The 16,676-nt window shown below is 64.4% G+C and carries 19 protein-coding genes; 5 read left to right on the top strand and 14 right to left on the bottom strand.

The genetic code is table 11. The annotated features are described in order from the left end of the window. Positions 1 to 47: 47 nt before the first annotated feature. Entirely contained in the window at positions 48 to 2,474 is a 2,427-nt protein-coding gene (lon, locus tag G584_RS0103120; RefSeq protein ID WP_028493306.1) for an endopeptidase La, read from the bottom strand. Positions 2,475 to 2,577: 103 nt separating this feature from the next. On the opposite strand from lon, the gene G584_RS0103115 reads away from it, so the two are divergent. From G584_RS0103115 to G584_RS0103100, 4 genes are read left to right on the top strand one after another with little or no spacing between them, the layout of a single operon-like run. After that, the gene (locus tag G584_RS0103115; protein WP_051209151.1) at positions 2,578 to 3,414 is read left to right on the top strand and encodes a DUF1517 domain-containing protein; all 837 of its coding nucleotides are present in this window, start codon (positions 2,578 to 2,580) and stop codon (positions 3,412 to 3,414) included. A gap of 30 nt (positions 3,415 to 3,444) precedes the next feature. Then, entirely contained in the window at positions 3,445 to 4,383 is a 939-nt protein-coding gene (locus G584_RS0103110; protein ID WP_028493304.1) for an alpha/beta hydrolase, read from the top strand. Beyond that, a complete protein-coding gene (locus G584_RS0103105; RefSeq protein ID WP_028493303.1) occupies positions 4,380 to 5,054 on the top strand; it encodes a TerC family protein in 675 nt (224 codons plus the stop codon). Before G584_RS0103110 ends, G584_RS0103105 begins: the two co-directional genes overlap by 4 nt. Beyond that, positions 5,047 to 5,589 carry a class I SAM-dependent methyltransferase gene (locus G584_RS0103100; protein WP_028493302.1) on the top strand — a complete coding sequence of 181 codons (543 nt, stop codon included), beginning with the start codon at positions 5,047 to 5,049 and terminating at the stop codon, positions 5,587 to 5,589. Before G584_RS0103105 ends, G584_RS0103100 begins: the two co-directional genes overlap by 8 nt. On the opposite strand, the gene G584_RS0103095 is transcribed toward G584_RS0103100, so the two are convergent. Continuing rightward, the gene (locus G584_RS0103095) at positions 5,579 to 7,564 is read right to left on the bottom strand and encodes a (Fe-S)-binding protein (protein WP_028493301.1); all 1,986 of its coding nucleotides are present in this window, start codon (positions 7,562 to 7,564) and stop codon (positions 5,579 to 5,581) included. The two genes, G584_RS0103100 and G584_RS0103095, sit on opposite strands and share 11 nt — an antisense overlap. Before the next feature lie 74 nt (positions 7,565 to 7,638). On the opposite strand from G584_RS0103095, the gene G584_RS0103090 reads away from it, so the two are divergent. Continuing rightward, the gene (locus tag G584_RS0103090) at positions 7,639 to 7,839 is read left to right on the top strand and encodes a hypothetical protein (protein WP_028493300.1); all 201 of its coding nucleotides are present in this window, start codon (positions 7,639 to 7,641) and stop codon (positions 7,837 to 7,839) included. On the opposite strand, the gene G584_RS0103085 is transcribed toward G584_RS0103090, so the two are convergent. The 12 genes from G584_RS0103085 to G584_RS0103030 all read right to left on the bottom strand — a co-directional run bounded on the left by G584_RS0103085 (position 7,818) and on the right by G584_RS0103030 (position 16,663). Beyond that, positions 7,818 to 8,273 (bottom strand): divergent PAP2 family protein, encoded by a 456-nt coding sequence (locus G584_RS0103085; protein ID WP_028493299.1) that lies wholly within the window; start codon positions 8,271 to 8,273, stop codon positions 7,818 to 7,820. The genes G584_RS0103090 and G584_RS0103085 overlap by 22 nt on opposite strands. After that, positions 8,257 to 9,108 (bottom strand): bifunctional 5,10-methylenetetrahydrofolate dehydrogenase/5,10-methenyltetrahydrofolate cyclohydrolase, encoded by an 852-nt coding sequence (locus G584_RS0103080; protein ID WP_028493298.1) that lies wholly within the window; start codon positions 9,106 to 9,108, stop codon positions 8,257 to 8,259. The genes G584_RS0103085 and G584_RS0103080 overlap by 17 nt, the downstream gene beginning before the upstream one ends. 1 nt (position 9,109) lies before the next feature. Next, positions 9,110 to 9,565 (bottom strand): transcription antitermination factor NusB, encoded by a 456-nt coding sequence (gene nusB / locus G584_RS0103075; RefSeq protein ID WP_028493297.1) that lies wholly within the window; start codon positions 9,563 to 9,565, stop codon positions 9,110 to 9,112. Further along, entirely contained in the window at positions 9,558 to 9,887 is a 330-nt protein-coding gene (locus G584_RS0103070; RefSeq protein ID WP_028493296.1) for an Asp23/Gls24 family envelope stress response protein, read from the bottom strand. The genes nusB and G584_RS0103070 overlap by 8 nt, the downstream gene beginning before the upstream one ends. A 12-nt stretch (positions 9,888 to 9,899) precedes the next feature. After that, complete coding sequence (gene accC / locus G584_RS0103065; RefSeq protein WP_028493295.1) at positions 9,900 to 11,237, bottom strand: acetyl-CoA carboxylase biotin carboxylase subunit; 1,338 nt, start codon at positions 11,235 to 11,237, stop codon at positions 9,900 to 9,902. After that, positions 11,234 to 11,755, bottom strand: coding sequence for an acetyl-CoA carboxylase biotin carboxyl carrier protein (gene accB / locus G584_RS0103060; RefSeq protein WP_028493294.1), 522 nt, complete (start codon positions 11,753 to 11,755; stop codon positions 11,234 to 11,236). Before accB ends, accC begins: the two co-directional genes overlap by 4 nt. Before the next feature lie 120 nt (positions 11,756 to 11,875). Continuing rightward, the gene (gene efp / locus G584_RS0103055) at positions 11,876 to 12,430 is read right to left on the bottom strand and encodes an elongation factor P (protein WP_028493293.1); all 555 of its coding nucleotides are present in this window, start codon (positions 12,428 to 12,430) and stop codon (positions 11,876 to 11,878) included. Next, positions 12,427 to 13,329, bottom strand: a complete 903-nt coding sequence (locus G584_RS0103050) for a PHP domain-containing protein (RefSeq protein ID WP_028493292.1) — start codon at positions 13,327 to 13,329, stop codon at positions 12,427 to 12,429. Before G584_RS0103050 ends, efp begins: the two co-directional genes overlap by 4 nt. A gap of 6 nt (positions 13,330 to 13,335) precedes the next feature. Beyond that, positions 13,336 to 13,500 carry a hypothetical protein gene (locus G584_RS12785; protein ID WP_169378073.1) on the bottom strand — a complete coding sequence of 55 codons (165 nt, stop codon included), beginning with the start codon at positions 13,498 to 13,500 and terminating at the stop codon, positions 13,336 to 13,338. 9 nt (positions 13,501 to 13,509) lie between these two features. Further along, positions 13,510 to 14,397 (bottom strand): alpha/beta hydrolase family protein, encoded by an 888-nt coding sequence (locus tag G584_RS0103040; RefSeq protein WP_028493291.1) that lies wholly within the window; start codon positions 14,395 to 14,397, stop codon positions 13,510 to 13,512. Positions 14,398 to 14,436: 39 nt separating this feature from the next. Further along, positions 14,437 to 15,312: an agmatinase gene (speB, locus tag G584_RS0103035; RefSeq protein WP_028493290.1), complete on the bottom strand. Its 876-nt coding sequence runs from the start codon at positions 15,310 to 15,312 to the stop codon at positions 14,437 to 14,439. A 25-nt stretch (positions 15,313 to 15,337) separates the two neighbouring features. Beyond that, complete coding sequence (locus G584_RS0103030) at positions 15,338 to 16,663, bottom strand: M20/M25/M40 family metallo-hydrolase (protein WP_028493289.1); 1,326 nt, start codon at positions 16,661 to 16,663, stop codon at positions 15,338 to 15,340. Positions 16,664 to 16,676: the final 13 nt, after the last annotated feature.

The following is a 16,676-nucleotide window of genomic DNA, read 5'->3' as shown; positions in this document are numbered from 1 at the left end:
CAGCCAGCGGGGCGAAAGAGCACCCCTTAACCCGCTAGAGGCCCCCCCTAGGCATGGGCCACGACTTCCTTTTTGGACCGCGCCCTTGCCCCCTTGGCCTTGGCCTCCCGGGCCCTATGCTCCAAGGCCTTGAGCCCACCCACCAGGGCCAGATCCAGGACCTGGTCCAAGTGCTCCACGAAGTGGAAGGTCATGTTCTGGCGCAGGGGCTTGGGAATGTCGCTGAGGTCGGCTTCGTTCTGCTTGGGAAGGATCACCTCCCTTATCCCTGCCCGCCTGGCCCCCAGCACCTTCTCCTTGACCCCACCGATGGGAAGCACCCTGCCCGTGAGGGTGATCTCCCCGGTCATGGCGATGTCGTGGCGGACGGGCACCTCCGTGAGGGCGCTGACCAAGGCGCTCACGATGGCCACCCCGGCCGAAGGCCCTTCCTTGGGAATGGCCCCCGCCGGCACGTGGATGTGGATGTCGGACTCCTCAAAGCGCTTCAAGGGGATGCCGAAGCGCTCGGCGTTCCGCTTGGCGTAGGAAAGCGCCGCCCGAGCAGACTCCTTCATCACATCCCCAAGCTGCCCGGTGAGGATCAGGTTCCCCTTACCGGGCATCACGGAAACCTCCACGAACATGATGTCCCCGCCCACCGGGGTGTAGTACATGCCCGTGGCCACACCCACCTGGGGCTCGCGGGCCTCGGTTTCCGGCAAGTAGCGGGGCGGGCCCAGGTATTTTTCCAGGTCCCTCTCTGTGATGCGTACCCGCTTCTTGCCCTCTTCCAGGATCTGCCGGGCCGCCTTGCGCAAAAGGGACCCGATCTCCCGTTCCAGCTGGCGCACCCCAGCCTCCCGGGTGTAGTGGGTGATGAGGCGCATTAGGGCTGCCTCCGTGATCACCGCCTGGCCCTCGAGGAGGCCGGTCTCCCGCATCTGCCGGGGCAGGAGGTAGCGCTTGGCGATCTCCAGCTTTTCCTGTTCGATGTAGCTGGTGAACTCGATGGCCTCCATCCGGTCCCAAAGGGGGGCGGGGATGTTCTGGGGAAAGTTGGCGGTGCAGATGAACATCACCTCGGAAAGGTCAAAGGGCACCCCCAGGTAGTGGTCCACGAACTCCTTGTTCTGGGCGGGGTCCAGCACCTCCAAAAGGGCCGCCGCAGGGTCCCCCTGGTAGGAGATGCCCAGCTTGTCCACCTCGTCCAGGAGGAAGACGGGGTTCTTGGTGCCCGCCTGGCGCAGGCCCTGGATGATACGCCCGGGCATGGCCCCGATGTAGGTGCGCCGGTGCCCCCGGATGTCGGACTCATCCCGCACGCCGCCCAAGGAGATGCGCACGTACTTGCGGCCCAAGGCCTCGGCGATGCTCTTGGCAATCGAGGTCTTCCCCACCCCAGGAGGCCCCACGAAGAGGAGGATGGGCCCCTTGTTCACCTCGTCCGGTGGGATTTCCCCCCGCTTGGCCCGCTCCGCTTTTAGCTTCCGCACCGCCAGGTACTCCAGGACCCGGTCCTTCACCTTCTCCAGACCGTAGTGGTCCCTTTCCAGGATCTCCTTGGCCCGGTTTAGATCCAGGTTGTCCTCGGTGCGGGTGTTCCAGGGCAGGTTCACGATCCAGTCCAGGTAGGTGCGAATGACGCTGGCCTCGGCGGAATCGGGGTGCATGCGGGCGAAGCGGTTCAGTTCCCGCTCCGCTTCCTGCCGCACCACAGGGGGCAGGTTGAGTTCCTCCACCTTCCTGCGGAACTCCTCCACCTCCTCGGCACCCTCCTCCCCGTGGAGCTCCCGCTGGATGGCCTTCATCTGCTCCCGCAGGAAGTACTCCCGCTGGTTACGGTCGATCTCCTCCTTGACCTGCTGCTGGATGCGCCTTTGCGTTTCGATGAGCTCCAGCTCCGCCTCGAGGAGGACCAAGACCCGCTTTAGCCTCTCCGCCACATTGGAGGTCTCCAAAACCCTCTGCTTGTCCTCCAGGCGGAAGTCCATGTGAAAGGCGATGTAATCGGCCAGCTGGCTCGGGTCCTCCAGGTTCAGGACGAACTGGGCCACCTCGGGGACCAGGTACTTACCCTCCTTGAGAAGGGCCTGGAACTTGTCCTTCACCTCCCGCACCAGGGCCTTGATCAAGGTGGAGTCAGCGGGCTCATCGGAGAGGACCTCCCCCTTAGCCTCGAGGTGGTCCCCCAGGTCCAACCACTCCTTGACCCGCACCCGGGCAAAGGCCTGCACCAGCACCTGAACGGAACCGTCCGGGTTCTTACGCATCTTAAGGATGTTGCAGGCGGTGCCCACCTCGTAGAGGTCCGAGGGCTTGGGGTTTTCCACCTCCTTGTCCCTCTGGCTCACGATGAGAAGCACCCGCTCCCGGGTCAAGGCCTCGTCGATGGCCCGGATGGAAACGGGCCTCCCTGCATCGATGGGCATGACCATGGTAGGGTAGATGACCGACCCCCTCACCGGGCAGACGGGCAAGGTTTCCGGCAGCATGATTTCCCTCCTTTCTCGTCCATAGCCTAAGCCTACCTATATCAAGTTTACTGCATCGCTATTTTTAGCACCAAGCCCCTGGCCCTGGGGTATGCTGAAGACCATGCGCCGCCTCGTCTGGTTCCTTCTTTTGGCAATCTCCTTGGTCCTAGCCCAGAAAAGCGGGGGCGGCGCAGGCGGACGTCCCTACAGCCCCACCCCACCTCCCATGAGCCCAGGACCAGCCCCGGTCTTCCCCACCCCTCCGCCTTTCTACCCCCCCTATCCCGGCCCGGTGGTGGTCTACCCCGGGGGAGGGGGAAGCCTAGGCATTGTACCCGTCCTGGTGGTCTTGGGCTTGGTCTTGGTGACCGTCTACATGGTGCGGGGGCTCCGCCAAGCGGGGGAAGGGCCCACCGCCAGTGGGGCCAGGTTGCGCCTGGCCCTCCTGGCCCGCCCCCAGATGCAAAAGGCGCTAAGGCGCCTGGCCGAGGAAGCGGACACCACCTCGGCCAAGGGCCTGGCGGACCTGGTGGACGAGGCGGCCCTCTTGCTCCTCAGGGAGGAGCCCGCCTGGCGCTTTGGGGATTACCAGGTGGCCGTGGGTTCCGAGGAGGAGGTCCTGGCCCGGTTCGACGCCTGGATGCTGGAGGAGCGGAGCAAGTACCAGGAAACCTTCCGCCACTTTGAGGGCAAGAAGCACGCGCTGGAGGCATACCCGGCTCAGGTGGAGCCCGGCGGGCGCTACCTGGTGGTAAGCCTCCTCCTCGCCGACCGCAGGCTTCTTCCCCCCCAATCCCCTTTAACCCGGTCCCGGGCCAGGCAAGCCCTCATGGACCTGGCGGGATCCAGTTCCTTCACCCTCCTGGCGGCGTACCTTTCCTGGACCCCAGAAAGGGAAGGCGAGGCCCTGACGGAGGAAGAGCTCCTTCTCCTCTACCCGGAGCTGGAGAAGCTTTAGCTCCGGCCTAGGCCCGGGTAGAGTATTCCCGTGGTACGGGTTTCCAAGCGCACCGTCACCTTTTTTCCCCCGGCCCAGGCCAGGGCCCTGATAGGGGACTTCACCGACTGGGAAAGGAATCCCATCCCCCTCCAAGGCCCCGTCACCCTGGAGTTTCCGGAAGGGGCTTACGTGGAATACGCCTTCCTGGACGAGCGGGGTAGGCCCTTCCCCGACCCCGAAAACCCTGAGCGAGCGGACAATCCCTGGTGGACCTATCCTCGGGCTGTTCGGCTTCCCGGGCACCGCTTTGAAGCACCTCCCGAGCCCAGGGAGGAACCCAAAGTGGAGCGGCACCGCCTCGGGGAAAGGCGCTTCTACGTGGCCGAAGCCGGGAAGGATCCTAAGGCCACCCTGGTGGCCCAGGATGGAGTGGCCTTCTACCGCACCGCAGGCCTCCACAAGGTGGCCCAGGCCCTGGTGGAGGCAGGCGAAATCCCCCCGGTGCGCCTGGTTTTCGTGGAGCCCATAGACCGGAACCGGGAGTACCGGTTTTCCGAGGCCTACGAGGAGGAGTTCCACCGGGTGCTAGGGGAAGTGGAACGCAGCAAGGGCCCCTTGGGGGAGATCCTCCTGGTGGGGGCTTCCTTGGGAGGCCTTTTCTCCTTGTGGCAGGCTCTGCGCCACCCGGGCCGCTTCCCAAAGGTCCTCGCCCTCTCCCCGGCCCTGAAGGCCCACCCAGGGGGTACCGACGCCTACCGGGACCGGGAGTGGCTTTTGGAACAATACGCTGAGGCTAAGGTTCTGCCTCGCATCTATCTAGAGGTGGGTCTTTTGGAATGGCTCCTGGCCCCGGCCCGCCGCTTTGCCGCCCTCCTCGCTGAGCGCAAGGTCCCCCACGCCTACCGGGAAAGGGCCTCGGGGCACAACTGGGTAACGTGGAAGCAAGCCCTGGCCCCAGGGCTTCGCTACCTGCTGGGGGAGGCATGAATCCGGAAACCGTTCTGGTGCTCCTTTCCGTGGCGGCCCTCGAGGCCCTCCTCTCCGGGGACAACGCCTTGGTCCTGGCGGTGATGGTCAAACCCCTCCCCACCCACCTCCGCCGCAAGGCCCTCTTCTACGGGGTCCTGGGGGCCTACTTGCTAAGGGGCCTGGCCCTTCTCTTCGCCGTGTACGTGATCCGACTATGGTGGGTCCAAGTGCTGGGAGGGCTTTACCTCCTCTTCCTCATGCTCCAACACTTCCGCGACCATCCGGAGGCCAAGCCCTTACCCGAGGCCGCCGCCCGGGAGTTCTGGCGAGTGGTCCTCCTCATCAACCTGGTGGACCTGGCCTTCGCCGTGGACTCCATCCTGGCGGTGGTGGCCTTTTCCAAGGACCTCCTCCTGGTCTTCCTGGGCGTGGCCCTGGGCATCCTCTTCATCCGCCTGGCCGCAGGCTACGTGGTGGCGGTGATGGAACGCTATCCCAGCCTGGAGAAGGTGGCCTACGCTCTAGTGGGCTGGGCCGGGGTCAAGCTCCTTTCGGAAGGGAGCGCCACCCTGGCGGAACTCCTACACCGCCCGGAGCTGGCCTGGCACCTGCCGAAACCTGTCTTCTGGGGTGTAACCCTCCTCATCCTCTTGGGGGGAAGCCTTCTGGCTTTGCGCAAGCATGCCTAGGGACTGGGATGCGTTTTACCGCCAAGCCGCCCTGGAACGGGCTCCCGCCCAGGTGGTGCGGGCCTACGGTCCCTTTGCCCCCAAGGGCCCGGTCCTGGACCTGGCGGGGGGCCTGGGCAGGAACGCCCTTTACTTCCTGGACAGGGGGCATCCCGTGGTCCTGGTGGAAAAAAGCCGCGAGGCCCTAAGAAAGCTTAAAGGTATCCACGGCTTGACCCTGGTGGAGCTGGACCTCGAGGCCCCCAAGGCTCTTGCGCACCTTCCCAAAGGCCCCTTCGCCGCCATCCTCATGAGCTATTACGTAAACCGCCCTCTTCTTAAGGCCCTTCCTCCCCTCTTGGCCCCAGGGGGGCTTCTCCTGGTGGAAGGCTTCAGCCGCCGGGAAGCCGTGCGGCGCAACAGGCCGGAAAGCCCTTTCTACTGGGAGCCCTACGAACTCCTCACCCCTCCCCCAGGCCTCGCGCTGCGGGCCTTTGGGGAGGGGTGGATGGAGGGCTACCGAGTCTTCGCCGTCTATCAAAATCCTAAGCCTTAAGGCCCTGGGCTACCAGCTCGGCGATGTCCAAAACCTCCGGGGGCTTCTCGTCCTGGGCCACCTCCACGTTCATCATGGCCATGCAGAAGGGGCAGCCGGTGGCGATGACCTCCGCCCCCGTGCCCTTAAGCTCCCGGTAGCGGTTTTCCGAAACCCGCATGGCCCCGGGTTCCTCCTCCTTCCAGAACTGGGCTCCACCAGCCCCGCAACAGAAGCTCCGCTCCCGGTTCCTAGGGGGTTCGGTGAGCACAAGGCCTACCCTTTTGAGCACCTCCCGGGGTGCTTCGTACACCCCGTTGTGCCGGCCCAGATAGCAGGGGTCATGGAAGACCACCCGCCGGGTTTCCTCGGAAACCTTAAGCCGGCCCGAGCGCAATTGCTCGGCGATGAACTCCGAGTGGTGGACCACCCGGTACTCCCCGCCAAAGGCCTTGTACTCGTTGCCCAGGGTATGGAAGCAGTGGGGGCAGGTGGTGACGATGGTCTTGGGAGCCACCCGGTTTAGGGTTTCCACGTTCTCCGTGGCCAGCTGGAAGAACAGGTACTCGTTGCCCGCCCGCCTGGCGGAATCCCCCGTGCACTTTTCCTTTCGGCCCAGGACCGCCCAGTCCACCCCGCTGGCGTTCAGGATCTCCACCATGCTCCTTGCGATCTTCTGGGCCCTGGGGTCGTAGCTGGCCGCACACCCCACCCAGTAGAGGACCTCGGGGTGAGGCTTTTCCTCCACGGTGGGCACGCTAAGCCCCTCGGCCCAGTCCAGGCGCTTATCCTGGCCGATGCCCCAGGGGTTGCCCGAGCGCTCCATGCCCCGGAAGGCGTTGCTGAGCTCCTGGGGGAACTCCCCCTCCATGAGCACCTTGGCCCGGCGCACATCCAGGATGTGAAGCATGGGCTCGTTGCCCACCGGGCAGACCTCCACGCAGGCCATGCAGGTGGTGCAGGCCCAAAGGGCCTCCTCGTTCAGGGCAAAGTCCATGAGGGGCCTCGGGCTTTCCTGCCCGCTGGCAAAGCCCGGGAGGATCTCATTCAGTTCGTACCGCTCGGAGATGACGATGGCCGCCGGGGAGAGGGCCTTTCCCGTGGCGTAAGCAGGGCAGGCCTCCTGGCAGCGGTTGCACATGATGCAGGCATAGGCGTCCAGAAGCCGCTTCCAGGAAAGGTCTTCCAGCTTCTCCGCCCCGAACTTTTCCTCCTCCTTCTCGAAGTCCAGGGGCAAGAGGGCCCCAGGCTTCTCCTGGCGGAAGGCCAGGTTGATGGGGCCCATCATCAGGTGGATGTGCTTGGAGCGGGGGAAGTAGGGAAGGAAGAGGAGGATGGAGCCCAAAGCACCCCACCAGAAGAAATGTTCCAACACCACCAGGCTGGAGGGCGAAAGGCCCGCAAGCAGGGTGGCCAGAAAGCTGGCCACCGGCTGGAAGGGGTCGGGCTCCCCTTGGGCCAGGCCCGCTGCCTTGGAAAGCAGGCGGCTTCCCACGTGGAAGGTGATAAAGGCCCCCACGATGGCCGAATCCCGGGGGATCCCCTGGCGTACCCGTTCGTGGAGAGGTACCTTGGGATTCCAGGTGAAATCCTGGGGAGCGAGAAGGTAGCGGCGGAGCATGAGCCCCAGGATGCCCACCAGGATGGCGGCGGTGAGGAGATCGGCCACGAGGTTATAAGCGTTCCAAAGCCCCCCTTGGGTGTGCAGGGGGAAGTATCCCTCCAGAAGGTCCACCAGGTTGACCAGGAGGTAGTAGATGAAGCCGTAGAAGACGAAGGCGTGGAGGAGGGAAACCAGAGGGCGCCTCTTGAAAACGGTCTGCTGCGTAAGGGTAAGCCAAAGGGCCCGGCCAATGCGCTCGGGCAGGCGGTCAAAGCGCTCCTCCGGCCGTCCCCTTCGGATGGCCAGATACACGCGGCGAAAGCCCGTGTAGGCGTAGTAAAGGCTTACCAAAAGGAACAGGATAAAGAGGATTTTCTCCGGTAACGTCAACATGGGTGCAACCTCCTTATACCCGGTAAAAGTTTACCCCATCCCGCCAAGTCGGCAAGGGCGTACAATAAAGCCCCGTGGAAACGGTTGCCTTCGGCGTCCTCCTCTTCTTCGGCCTTTTGAACCTCTGGGTCTTCCACCGCTTCAAGAAGCCCCTTCTGCCCCTGGTGCTGGCCTTGTTCGCAGGCTTCTTCACCTTCTTTCTCTTCCCCGCGCTTGGGCTCCTCGTCTTCCTCCTGGGACAGACCCTGGCCTTTTACGCCGCCGGGAAAAGGTGAAAGCTGAGGAAGGCCACCAAAGCGCCGAGCAACGCTCCCACCAGGACCTCGAGGTAGGTGTGGCCCAAAAGTTCCTTAAGGGGCTCCGGGGCAGGGCCTTTCTGGAGCACCTGTTGCAGTTCCTGAACCAACTGGTTTAGGAGCTGGGCGTGCAGGCCAGCTGCCCGGCGGATTCCCGTGGCGTCGTACATGACGATGAGGGCGAAAATGGCGGCCACAGCGAACAGGGTGCTGCCAAAACCCTCCTGGAAGCCCACGCCCATGGCCAAGGCGCTGACGGTGGCGGAGTGGGAGCTGGGCATCCCCCCGGTTTCCAGAAAGCGCTCCCACTGGAACCGGCCCTCCAGCAGGTAGTAGAGGAAAAGCTTCAGGGTCTGGGCCAGGAAGTTGGCCAGGATGGCTGTCCAAAAGACCTGGTTAGCGAGGAGCTCCATGCCGCCTAAGCAACGCCGCCTTTACGGTATTGGCCATCAGCATGGCCACGGTCATGGGCCCCACGCCCCCGGGCACGGGGGTGAGGGCGGAGGCCACCTCGGCCACCTCGGGGTGAACATCGCCTAGAAGCTTGCCCTCCACCCGGTTCACCCCCACGTCCACCACGATGGCCCCAGGCCGCACCCACTCCTTTCGCACCAGGTGGGGCCGCCCCACCGCCACCACCAGCACCTCCGCCCGCCGGGTCACCTCGGGAAGGTTCCGGGTACGGGAATGGGCCACGGTCACCGTGGCATCCTCCCGCAGGAGGAGGCCTGCCAGGGGCTTCCCCACGATGTTGGACCGGCCCAGGATCACCACCTCCTTGCCCCTTAGCTCCACCCCGTAGTGCTTGAGTAGGCGGACGATACCCAAGGGCGTGCAAGGGAAAAGCCCCTCTCCTCCGCTCCAAAGCTTCCCCACGTTGAGGGGATGGAAGCCATCCACATCCTTAAGGGGGGAGATGGCCTCCAAAACCCGCTCCGTGCGGATGTGGGCAGGCAAGGGAAGCTGGACCAGGATGCCGTCCACCTCCGGATCCTGGTTAAGGGCCTCTATGCGCCCGAGAAGGGCTTCCTCCGGGGTATCCGCGGGGAACACCTCCACCCGGCTCAAAAGGCCGAGCTCCCTGGCCCTTTTGTCCTTAAGGCGCACATAGGATACCGAGGCGGGATCCTCTCCCAGGCGGATCACCCTGAGAGAGGGTACAAAGGGCAGGGAGCTAAGGGTTTCCCTCAGCTCCCGATACACGGTCTCCGCCACCTCATGGCCGGAAAGGGTACGGGCAAGGGTCATCTCAGTCCTCCTTGGGCACCGCCTTCAGCTCACCCCCCTGGATCCGCCGGTACAAGCGGCCCAGCACCCCGTTGACAAACGCTCCCGAGTGCTCTCCCCCGTAGCGGTTGGCGATCTTCACCGCCACCTCGATCAGGGGAGCAAAGGGAGTGGGCTCGTAGAGCATCTCGTAGGTTGCCAGGCGCAACACCGTGAGGTCGGTTTTGGACATCTGGGCGAAGTCCCAGCCCTCCACCGTATCCCGTAGCACCTGGTCCACCTCTTCCGCATGGGCCTTGTATCCCTCCAGCAAGCGCCGGGCAAAGGCCACGCCCTCCTGGTCCAGGGGGTCCCCATAGGAGTCCTCCTCGCCCCCCATCTCCTCCAAAGCGTGGCGGAAGGCCTCCTCCAGCTCCACCCCCCCCTGGGTATGGGCAAACAAGGCCCGCATGGCCAGTTCCCTGGCTCGCCTAAGCATGGGCCTCCTTCCGGTACTCCACCTGGGCCACGGTGAGGTTCACCGCCTGCACCTTCTCCCCCGTGGCCAGGTAAAGGGCTTCCGCCACGGCTTTTTGCACCGCCTGGGCTGCCTCGGGAATGGAAACCCCGTAGTCCACGGAGAGCACCAGGTCCACCGTGAACCCCTCGGGGGTGCGCTCCACCTTGATGGGCTTCATGCGGCGGAAAACCTCCCCCAAGGAGCGGGGAGCGGTTTCCAAGACCCGCACCCCCTGAAGGTCCGAAAGGGCATGGGCCACCAGCCCCTCGAGGGCATGGTCGCTGATCTCGTACTCCACCATCACACGCCCAGTCTACATCTCCATCCGCCGGGCCACGAAGTTGGTGTAGACCGCCCCCCGGCGGAAGAAGGCGTTTTGCAGCACCTTCTGGTGGAAGGGAATGGTGGTCTTCAGGCCGGGCCCCTCGATCACCGTTTCGGAAAGAGCCCTTTCCATGCGCTTGATGGCCTCCTCACGGGTGGGAGCCCAGGCGATGATCTTGGCGATCAAGCTGTCGTAGTGGGGCGGGATCTGGTAGCCCGCATAGAGGTGGCTGTCCACCCGGATCCCCGGTCCCCCGGGGAAAAGCAAGGTTTCCACCTTGCCGATGGAGGGCCTAAAGCCCTTCTCCGGATCCTCGGCGTTGATGCGCACCTCTATGGCATGCCCCCGCACCTCCACCTCCTCCTGCTTGAGCCAAAGCTTCTCCCCCATGGCGATCCGGAACTGGGCCTGCACCAGGTCAATCCCGGTGATCATCTCGGTCACGGGGTGCTCCACCTGGATGCGGGTGTTCATCTCTATGAAGTAGAAGTTCCCCTCCTTATCCACCAGGAACTCCAGAGTGCCCGCGGACACGTACCCCACGTGCCGAGCAAGCCGGGCGGCTGCCTCGGCAATGGCCTTCCGGGTTTCCCAAGGCAAGGTACTGGGGGCTTCCTCCAAGAGCTTCTGGTGCCGGCGCTGGATGGAGCAGTCCCGTTCCCAAAGGTGGATGACGTTCTCCCCATCCCCCAGGACCTGGATCTCTATGTGCTTCGGCTCTTCGATGTACTTCTCCAGGTAGATGGCCGGGTTGCCAAAGGCAGCCCGGGCCTCCTCCTGGGCCTGCTGGACCGCCCTTTCCAGCTCCTCCTCGGTGTGCACCAACCGCATGCCCCTGCCCCCGCCCCCAGCGGAGGCCTTAAGGATCACGGGATAGCCGATCTCCTGGGCAGCCCGCTTGGCCTCCTCCACGCTGGTAAGCTCATCCGTCCCCGGAACCGTGGGTACCCCGGCCTCCCGCGCCACCTTCCTGGCGGTGGCCTTGTCCCCAAGGGCGCGCATGTTCTCCGGGGTGGGACCGATAAAGGTGATGCCGTGGTCCCTGCACATCTCGGCAAAGGTGGCGTTCTCCGCCAGGAAGCCGTAACCGGGATGGATGGCGTCGGCCCCGGTCACAATGGCCGCGGAAAGCAGGTTGGGGATGTTCAGGTAGCTCTGCCCGGAAGGAGGAGGCCCGATGCAGATGGCCTCGTCCGCCAGAAGCACGGGAAGGCTTTTCTCGTCGGCGGTGGAGTGGGCCACCACGGTCTTGATCCCCAGCTCCTTGGCGGCCCGGATAATCCTCAAGGCGATCTCGCCTCGGTTGGCGATGAGGACCTTCTTCATAGCGGCTGGATCAGGAAGAGGGGCTGCCCGTACTCCACGGGTTCCCCGTTTTTTACCAGGATCTTCTTGACGATCCCGGAAACCTCCGACTCAATCTCGTTCATGAGCTTCATCGCCTCGATGATGCAGAGCACCTGTCCCTTTTCCACCCGGTCTCCTTCCTCCACGTAAGGGGGGGCATCCGGGGCCGGTGCCCGGTAGAAGGTACCCACGATGGGGGCCCTCACCTCCACGCAACCCGCGCACTCCTCCTTGGCCTCCTTGGCCTCCTGGGCCTCGAGGCCCGGGGCTCCGGCTGCCGGAGCCAAATTCCCAGGGGCAGGCACGCCAGTAGGGGCGGGCGTGGGCAGGGAGGGAGGCGGGGCCGCAGGGGCAGCTATCCCTTGCGGCAAGGCCACCACCTGCACCTCGCCTCCTCGGCGCACGGTCAGCTTGTAATCAGGGGTTTCCAGGGTGAGCTCGCTCACCCCGTGCTCCACCAGGGCCTGCAGGATCTGCCTCAGCTCCTTGGGCGTCATGGGCACACCTCGCGGCATAAAGCTTACCCCATGTGCTCCCAAAACGGCTTTTGTACCCGGTCAAAATGAGCCGAAGCCAAGGGGGGCCTGGGATCCACCCAGGCCCCTTAGTAGGCTGTTCTAAGCCCGACCCACGTACTGGCCCGTGCGGGTATCCACCTTGATGACCTCGCCGGGCTCCACGAAAAGGGGCACCTGCACCACCGCTCCCGTTTCCAAGGTGGCGGGCTTGCTCCCGCCGGAAACCGTATCCCCCCGCACCCCCGGGGGCGTGTCCACCACCTTGAGTTCCACCACGGTGGGCGGGGTAATCTTCAGGGGACGCCCCTCGTACATATCCCCCAGGACGGTCATGCCCTCCTTGAGAAACCGGGCAGCCTCCACCTGATCCTTGGGCAGGTGGAACTGCTCGTAGGTCTCCAGGTCCATGAAGACGAGGTCGTTCCCCTCCTGGTACAGGTACTGGAGCTCCCGGGTTTCCACGTAGATGTCTTCCAGCTTCTCCCCGGAGTTGAAGGTGCGTTCAACGGTAGCCCCCGTTTCCAGGTTCTTGAACTTGGCCACCACCTTGGCCCCGCCACGGCCGATCTTCTGGTGCTGGTATTCCACGCACTCCCAAAGTCCGCCCTCCATTTTCACCTTGGTTCCGGGTCTAAGGTCAGTCACGCTGATCATGCTTCCTCCTGTAGATCCAGGACCTGGGGCCTAAGCCCTAAGAGGTCAATATACCGGAGGTACTCCTCCTCCCCAAGCTCCCGCCCAGCCAGGGCCACCAAAAGGGCCTCCATGACGTTGGTGCCAAAGCTTCGCCCGTTTAAGCGGGGGGTGGTGGTGATGAGGCGCCTTACCCCCCTCTCCCGCAAAAAGGCCACGTCCTCCTTCGTGGTGGTGTTGGTGAGCACCGTCTTCCCCCGCATCTCGTCGGGCATATGCCGCTTGATGTAGTGCCAGTCCCCCGCCACCAGGTCCGCCCAGGTGTAGTAGCGGCTTCGCCAGTCCACCGCCCGCTTCTCCTGCTTTTCCCCCGTGGGGTAAAGGAGCTGGAAGGGAAGCTGGGTAAGGACCGGGAGGAGGACGAAGGCCAGTTTCTGCAGGAAGGAGAGGGAGTAAAGGGGTATGGGTAAACCCAGGGCAAAGATGAAGTCCCCGTAAAGAACCTTGGCCCCGGCCTCGTGCAGGGCCTCGGCCAAGCCGAAGCGATCCACGGCAGAGGGCAGAAGCACCTTGGTACTTTTCCAGTCTATCAGCCCCGCCAGCTGGGCCACCGCCCGGCGCTCCAAGGTGTGCTTGAGGCCCGAGCCATCCACCACCGGGGTTTTACGGGCCGCCTCCTTAAGCCTTTTGGCATCCCGGATGGTGTAGCGCCGCCCCCCTGCCCAAAGGTAAAGGTCAATGCCCCCGAGGCCGATGGCGTCCACCTTTCCATCCAGCTCAGCAATGAGGCGCAAGGCTTTCTGGAAGTCGCCATCCGTGCCCCGCCTTTCCAACACCACTTCCTCCCCAAGGAGCTCCACCTGGACCACGGAGTCCCGGCGGCTAGCCCCCAGGGACACGGAAACCACGCGCTTGGCCACGAAGGGCTATTCTAACCGAAGGAGGAGGCCAAGGACCAGCCAAAGGGCAGCCAGCAGGAAGAAGGGCCAGGTGCGCCGCACCCCCAGCAGGCGGGCTAGAAGGCCAAAGACCACGCTGCCGAAGGCAAGAGCGAAGAAGAGGGCCTCGAGGTTCTCAAAAAGGACCTGCATGGCTCAAGGTTAGCGCAAGACCCGTCCGAAAAAGGCCAGGACCCTTTGGCGGAACACCCGGTCCACCGGACCACGGAAGAGGTGGCCCGCCGGGTAGCTGAAGCACTCCACCGGCTTCCCCAAGGACTTAAGCCTTCGGCAAAGCTCCCATGACCACTCCGGGGGCACCTGAGCGTCTTGGGTGCCATGGTGGACACTGAAGGGCACGGCAACCCTCTCCAGGTAGGTCCAGGCGGAAGCCTCCTCCAGGGTTTTGGGAGGAAGGGTTAGAAGCTCCTGGCCTCGAGTACCCCCCGACCAGTAGCGGATCCGCTCCAGATTCCGCCTCTCGTCCCCGCTCATGCTCCCGTAAAGCACCACACCCTTCAGGCGGAAATCCACCAGGGCCACCACCTGGGCAATCCCCCCACCCATGGAGTGGCCGAAGAGGCCGATGCGCCTCCCATCCGCCTGGGGCAGGACGCCCTTGCGCACCTCGGCCAATAGATTCAACACATCCACCGCGTAGACGTGGCGCAGGCCCATGGCGGGCCTCCCCTCCGAGGGGGGATGGCCCCGGTAGTTGGGGTGGAGGACCAGGTACCCTGCCTCCGCCAGAAAGTCGGCGTAGGGGGTGGTGTAGGCCAGGATCCGGTAGCGGCTCGGCTCCACATACCCGTGGAGCACCACCACCACGGGAAAGGGACCCTGGCCCAAAGGCAGGTTGGCAAATCCGTACACCCGAAGCCCATCAGAAAGATGGGAGAAAAGCACCCGGGTGAAACGGGGGTTCCTCTCCAAGACCCGTTCCACCCGAAAACCCCCTTCCCCATAAGCCCTCTCCCAGAGGTCGGGCAGGGTGAGGGGCTGGGCCAGGCCCACCCCCAGGAGGAGCACGCCCAGGAGCCAGGGCTTCATCTTCCCAGGCTACGGGCAAGCGGGGGAAGGAAATGTAGCCTACAGGCCCCTGGCCTCGAGCCACCCTGCCTGGAGGCCCTTCAGGCCGATGGCGTGATAGACCAGCTGGGCCGCGGTCATCTCCGCATGGAACTGGCCGTTGGGGGAAAGCTCCACGAAGTCCATGCCCACCACTTCCTTTTCTCGGAAGACCGCCTCCAGGAGGTCCACCACCTGGCGGTAGGAAAGCCCCCCAGGCAAGGGAGTGCCCACGCTGGGCATAACGCTGGGATCCAGGGCGTCAAAGTCCAGGCTGATGTACACCCTCTCCCCCAAGGCCTCGAGGATCTCCCTTAACGGAAGGCCCTCCCGGTGCAGGCGGTGAGCGGGGAAAAGGGCCACCCCCTTCGCCCTGGCCAAGGCCAAGGAATCCTGATCCATGGCCCGGATCCCCACCTGGACCAAGGGGAAACCCTCCCCCAGCAAGCGGTAAAAGGGCGAGGCATGGGAGTACACCGAGCCTTGCCACTCGGGGTAAAGGTCGGCGTGAGCATCGATGTGGAGAAGGGAAAACGCCCCCAAGACTTCCCGGTGGGCCTGGACCAGGGGATGGGTGATGGAATGGTCCCCCCCCAGGGCCACCAGGAACTTGCCCGCCCGAAGGTGGGTGAGGGCGGCTTCCCGGATCAGAGCGTGGCTTTCCTCGGCGCTTCCCGCCACCCAGGGCACCGGCTCCGCCGCGTAGATGCCCACCTCCTCCGGGGCCACCTCGAGCTCCAAGAGAAAAGGCTCCAGCTCCCGGCTGGCCAGCAAGATGGCCTCAGGGCCCCGCCTCGCCCCCGGCAAGAAGGAGAGGGAAAGGTCGTAGGGCACGGGCAGGACCACCACCCGGGCCTCCTCGTAAGGGGTATCGCGCTCGCCAAAGTAAAGACGCATACCCCTAAGAGCCTAGCAGATGGCGCTAGCTTCCGAGAAAGTAAAGCTCAAGAAGCCGGAGAAGGGCCAGGGTGCCCCGCTCAAAATCCCGGATGCGGATGTGCTCGTTGGGGCTATGCACCCGGCTTCCCGGATACCCCACCCCCAGTCCCACCGCCGGGGCTCCCAGGTGGTGCAGAAAAGGATGCATGGGACCGGACCCCGCCATGTTGGGGTAAAGCACCGCCTTCACCCCAAAGGCCTCTTCCAGAGCCCTTTGGACCATGCCCACGAAGGGATGGGAAAGATCCGAGCGGGCCGGGTGCTCCCCCTTTTCCAGGACCACCACCTCCACATCGTGGAAGCCCTGGGCCTCGAGGTGCCGCCTCAAAAGCTCTGGGATCTCCTTCGGATCCTGGTCGGGTACCAGGCGGAAGTCCAGCTTGGCAAAGGCCTCCGCCGGCAGCACGGTCTTGGAGCCTGGGCCCCCATAGCCCGAGTGGAAGCCGTTTACGTTGACGCAGGGCTCCGCATAAAGGCGCTGGTTGAACTCCAGGTTCCTGGCCCCGCCCAGGAAGTCCCGCACGCCGAAGGCTTCCTTCAGCGCCTCCGACTCATCGGGAACCTCCGCCAGCACCTCCATCTCCTTGGGCGAAAGGGGGCGGACCCGGTCGTAAAAACCCGGGATGAGGACCCTTCCCTCCTCATCCCGCAGGCTGGCGATGGCCCGGCTCAAGCGGTAAATGGGGTTTTCCACCACCGCCCCGTAGGAGGAATGCAGGTCAAAGGCAGCGGTGCGCACCCGAAGCTCGAGGGCCACGATGCCCTTAAGGCCGGCATACAGGTAGGGGCGCCCCTCGGCGTCCACCCCTCCCGCCTCCCAGACGATGGCCTCGGACCTCAGGAGGTCCTTTTTGTCCCGGACGTAGTCCGCCAGGTGGGGGCTTCCCACCTCCTCTTCCCCCTCCACCACGAACTTCACCCGGGGAAGAAAGCCGTGCTTTTCCCGGAATAAGCGCAGGGCCATAACCCTGGCCACCAGCTCCCCTTTGTCGTCGTGGGTACCCCGGCCATACCAGAGGCCGTCCCGTTCCACCAGGCGAAAGGGCTCGGTTTCCCATAACTCCAAGGGATCGGGAGGCTGAACATCGTAGTGGTTGTAAAACAAAAGGACCCTTTCCCCCTCACCCCCCTCGGCGTAGACCACCGGCGGCCCATAACCCCGATGGAGCTCCGCCTTAAGGCCTAGATCCTGGAGCACCTCGGCCACCTTGGCCGCACCCTCCTCGAGGGCCCTTCCCTCGGCACTCACCGTGGGCAAGGCCACCAGCTCCCCCAAGAGCGCCCTGGCCTCTTCCAGAAATGACCTCATGGTAGACTGAGCA

The organism is Thermus antranikianii DSM 12462 (assembly GCF_000423905.1).
GTDB lineage: Bacteria > Deinococcota > Deinococci > Deinococcales > Thermaceae > Thermus > Thermus antranikianii.
Note: the sequence above shows the minus strand (reverse complement) of the source record. Positions and strands in the feature narration are given on the sequence as shown.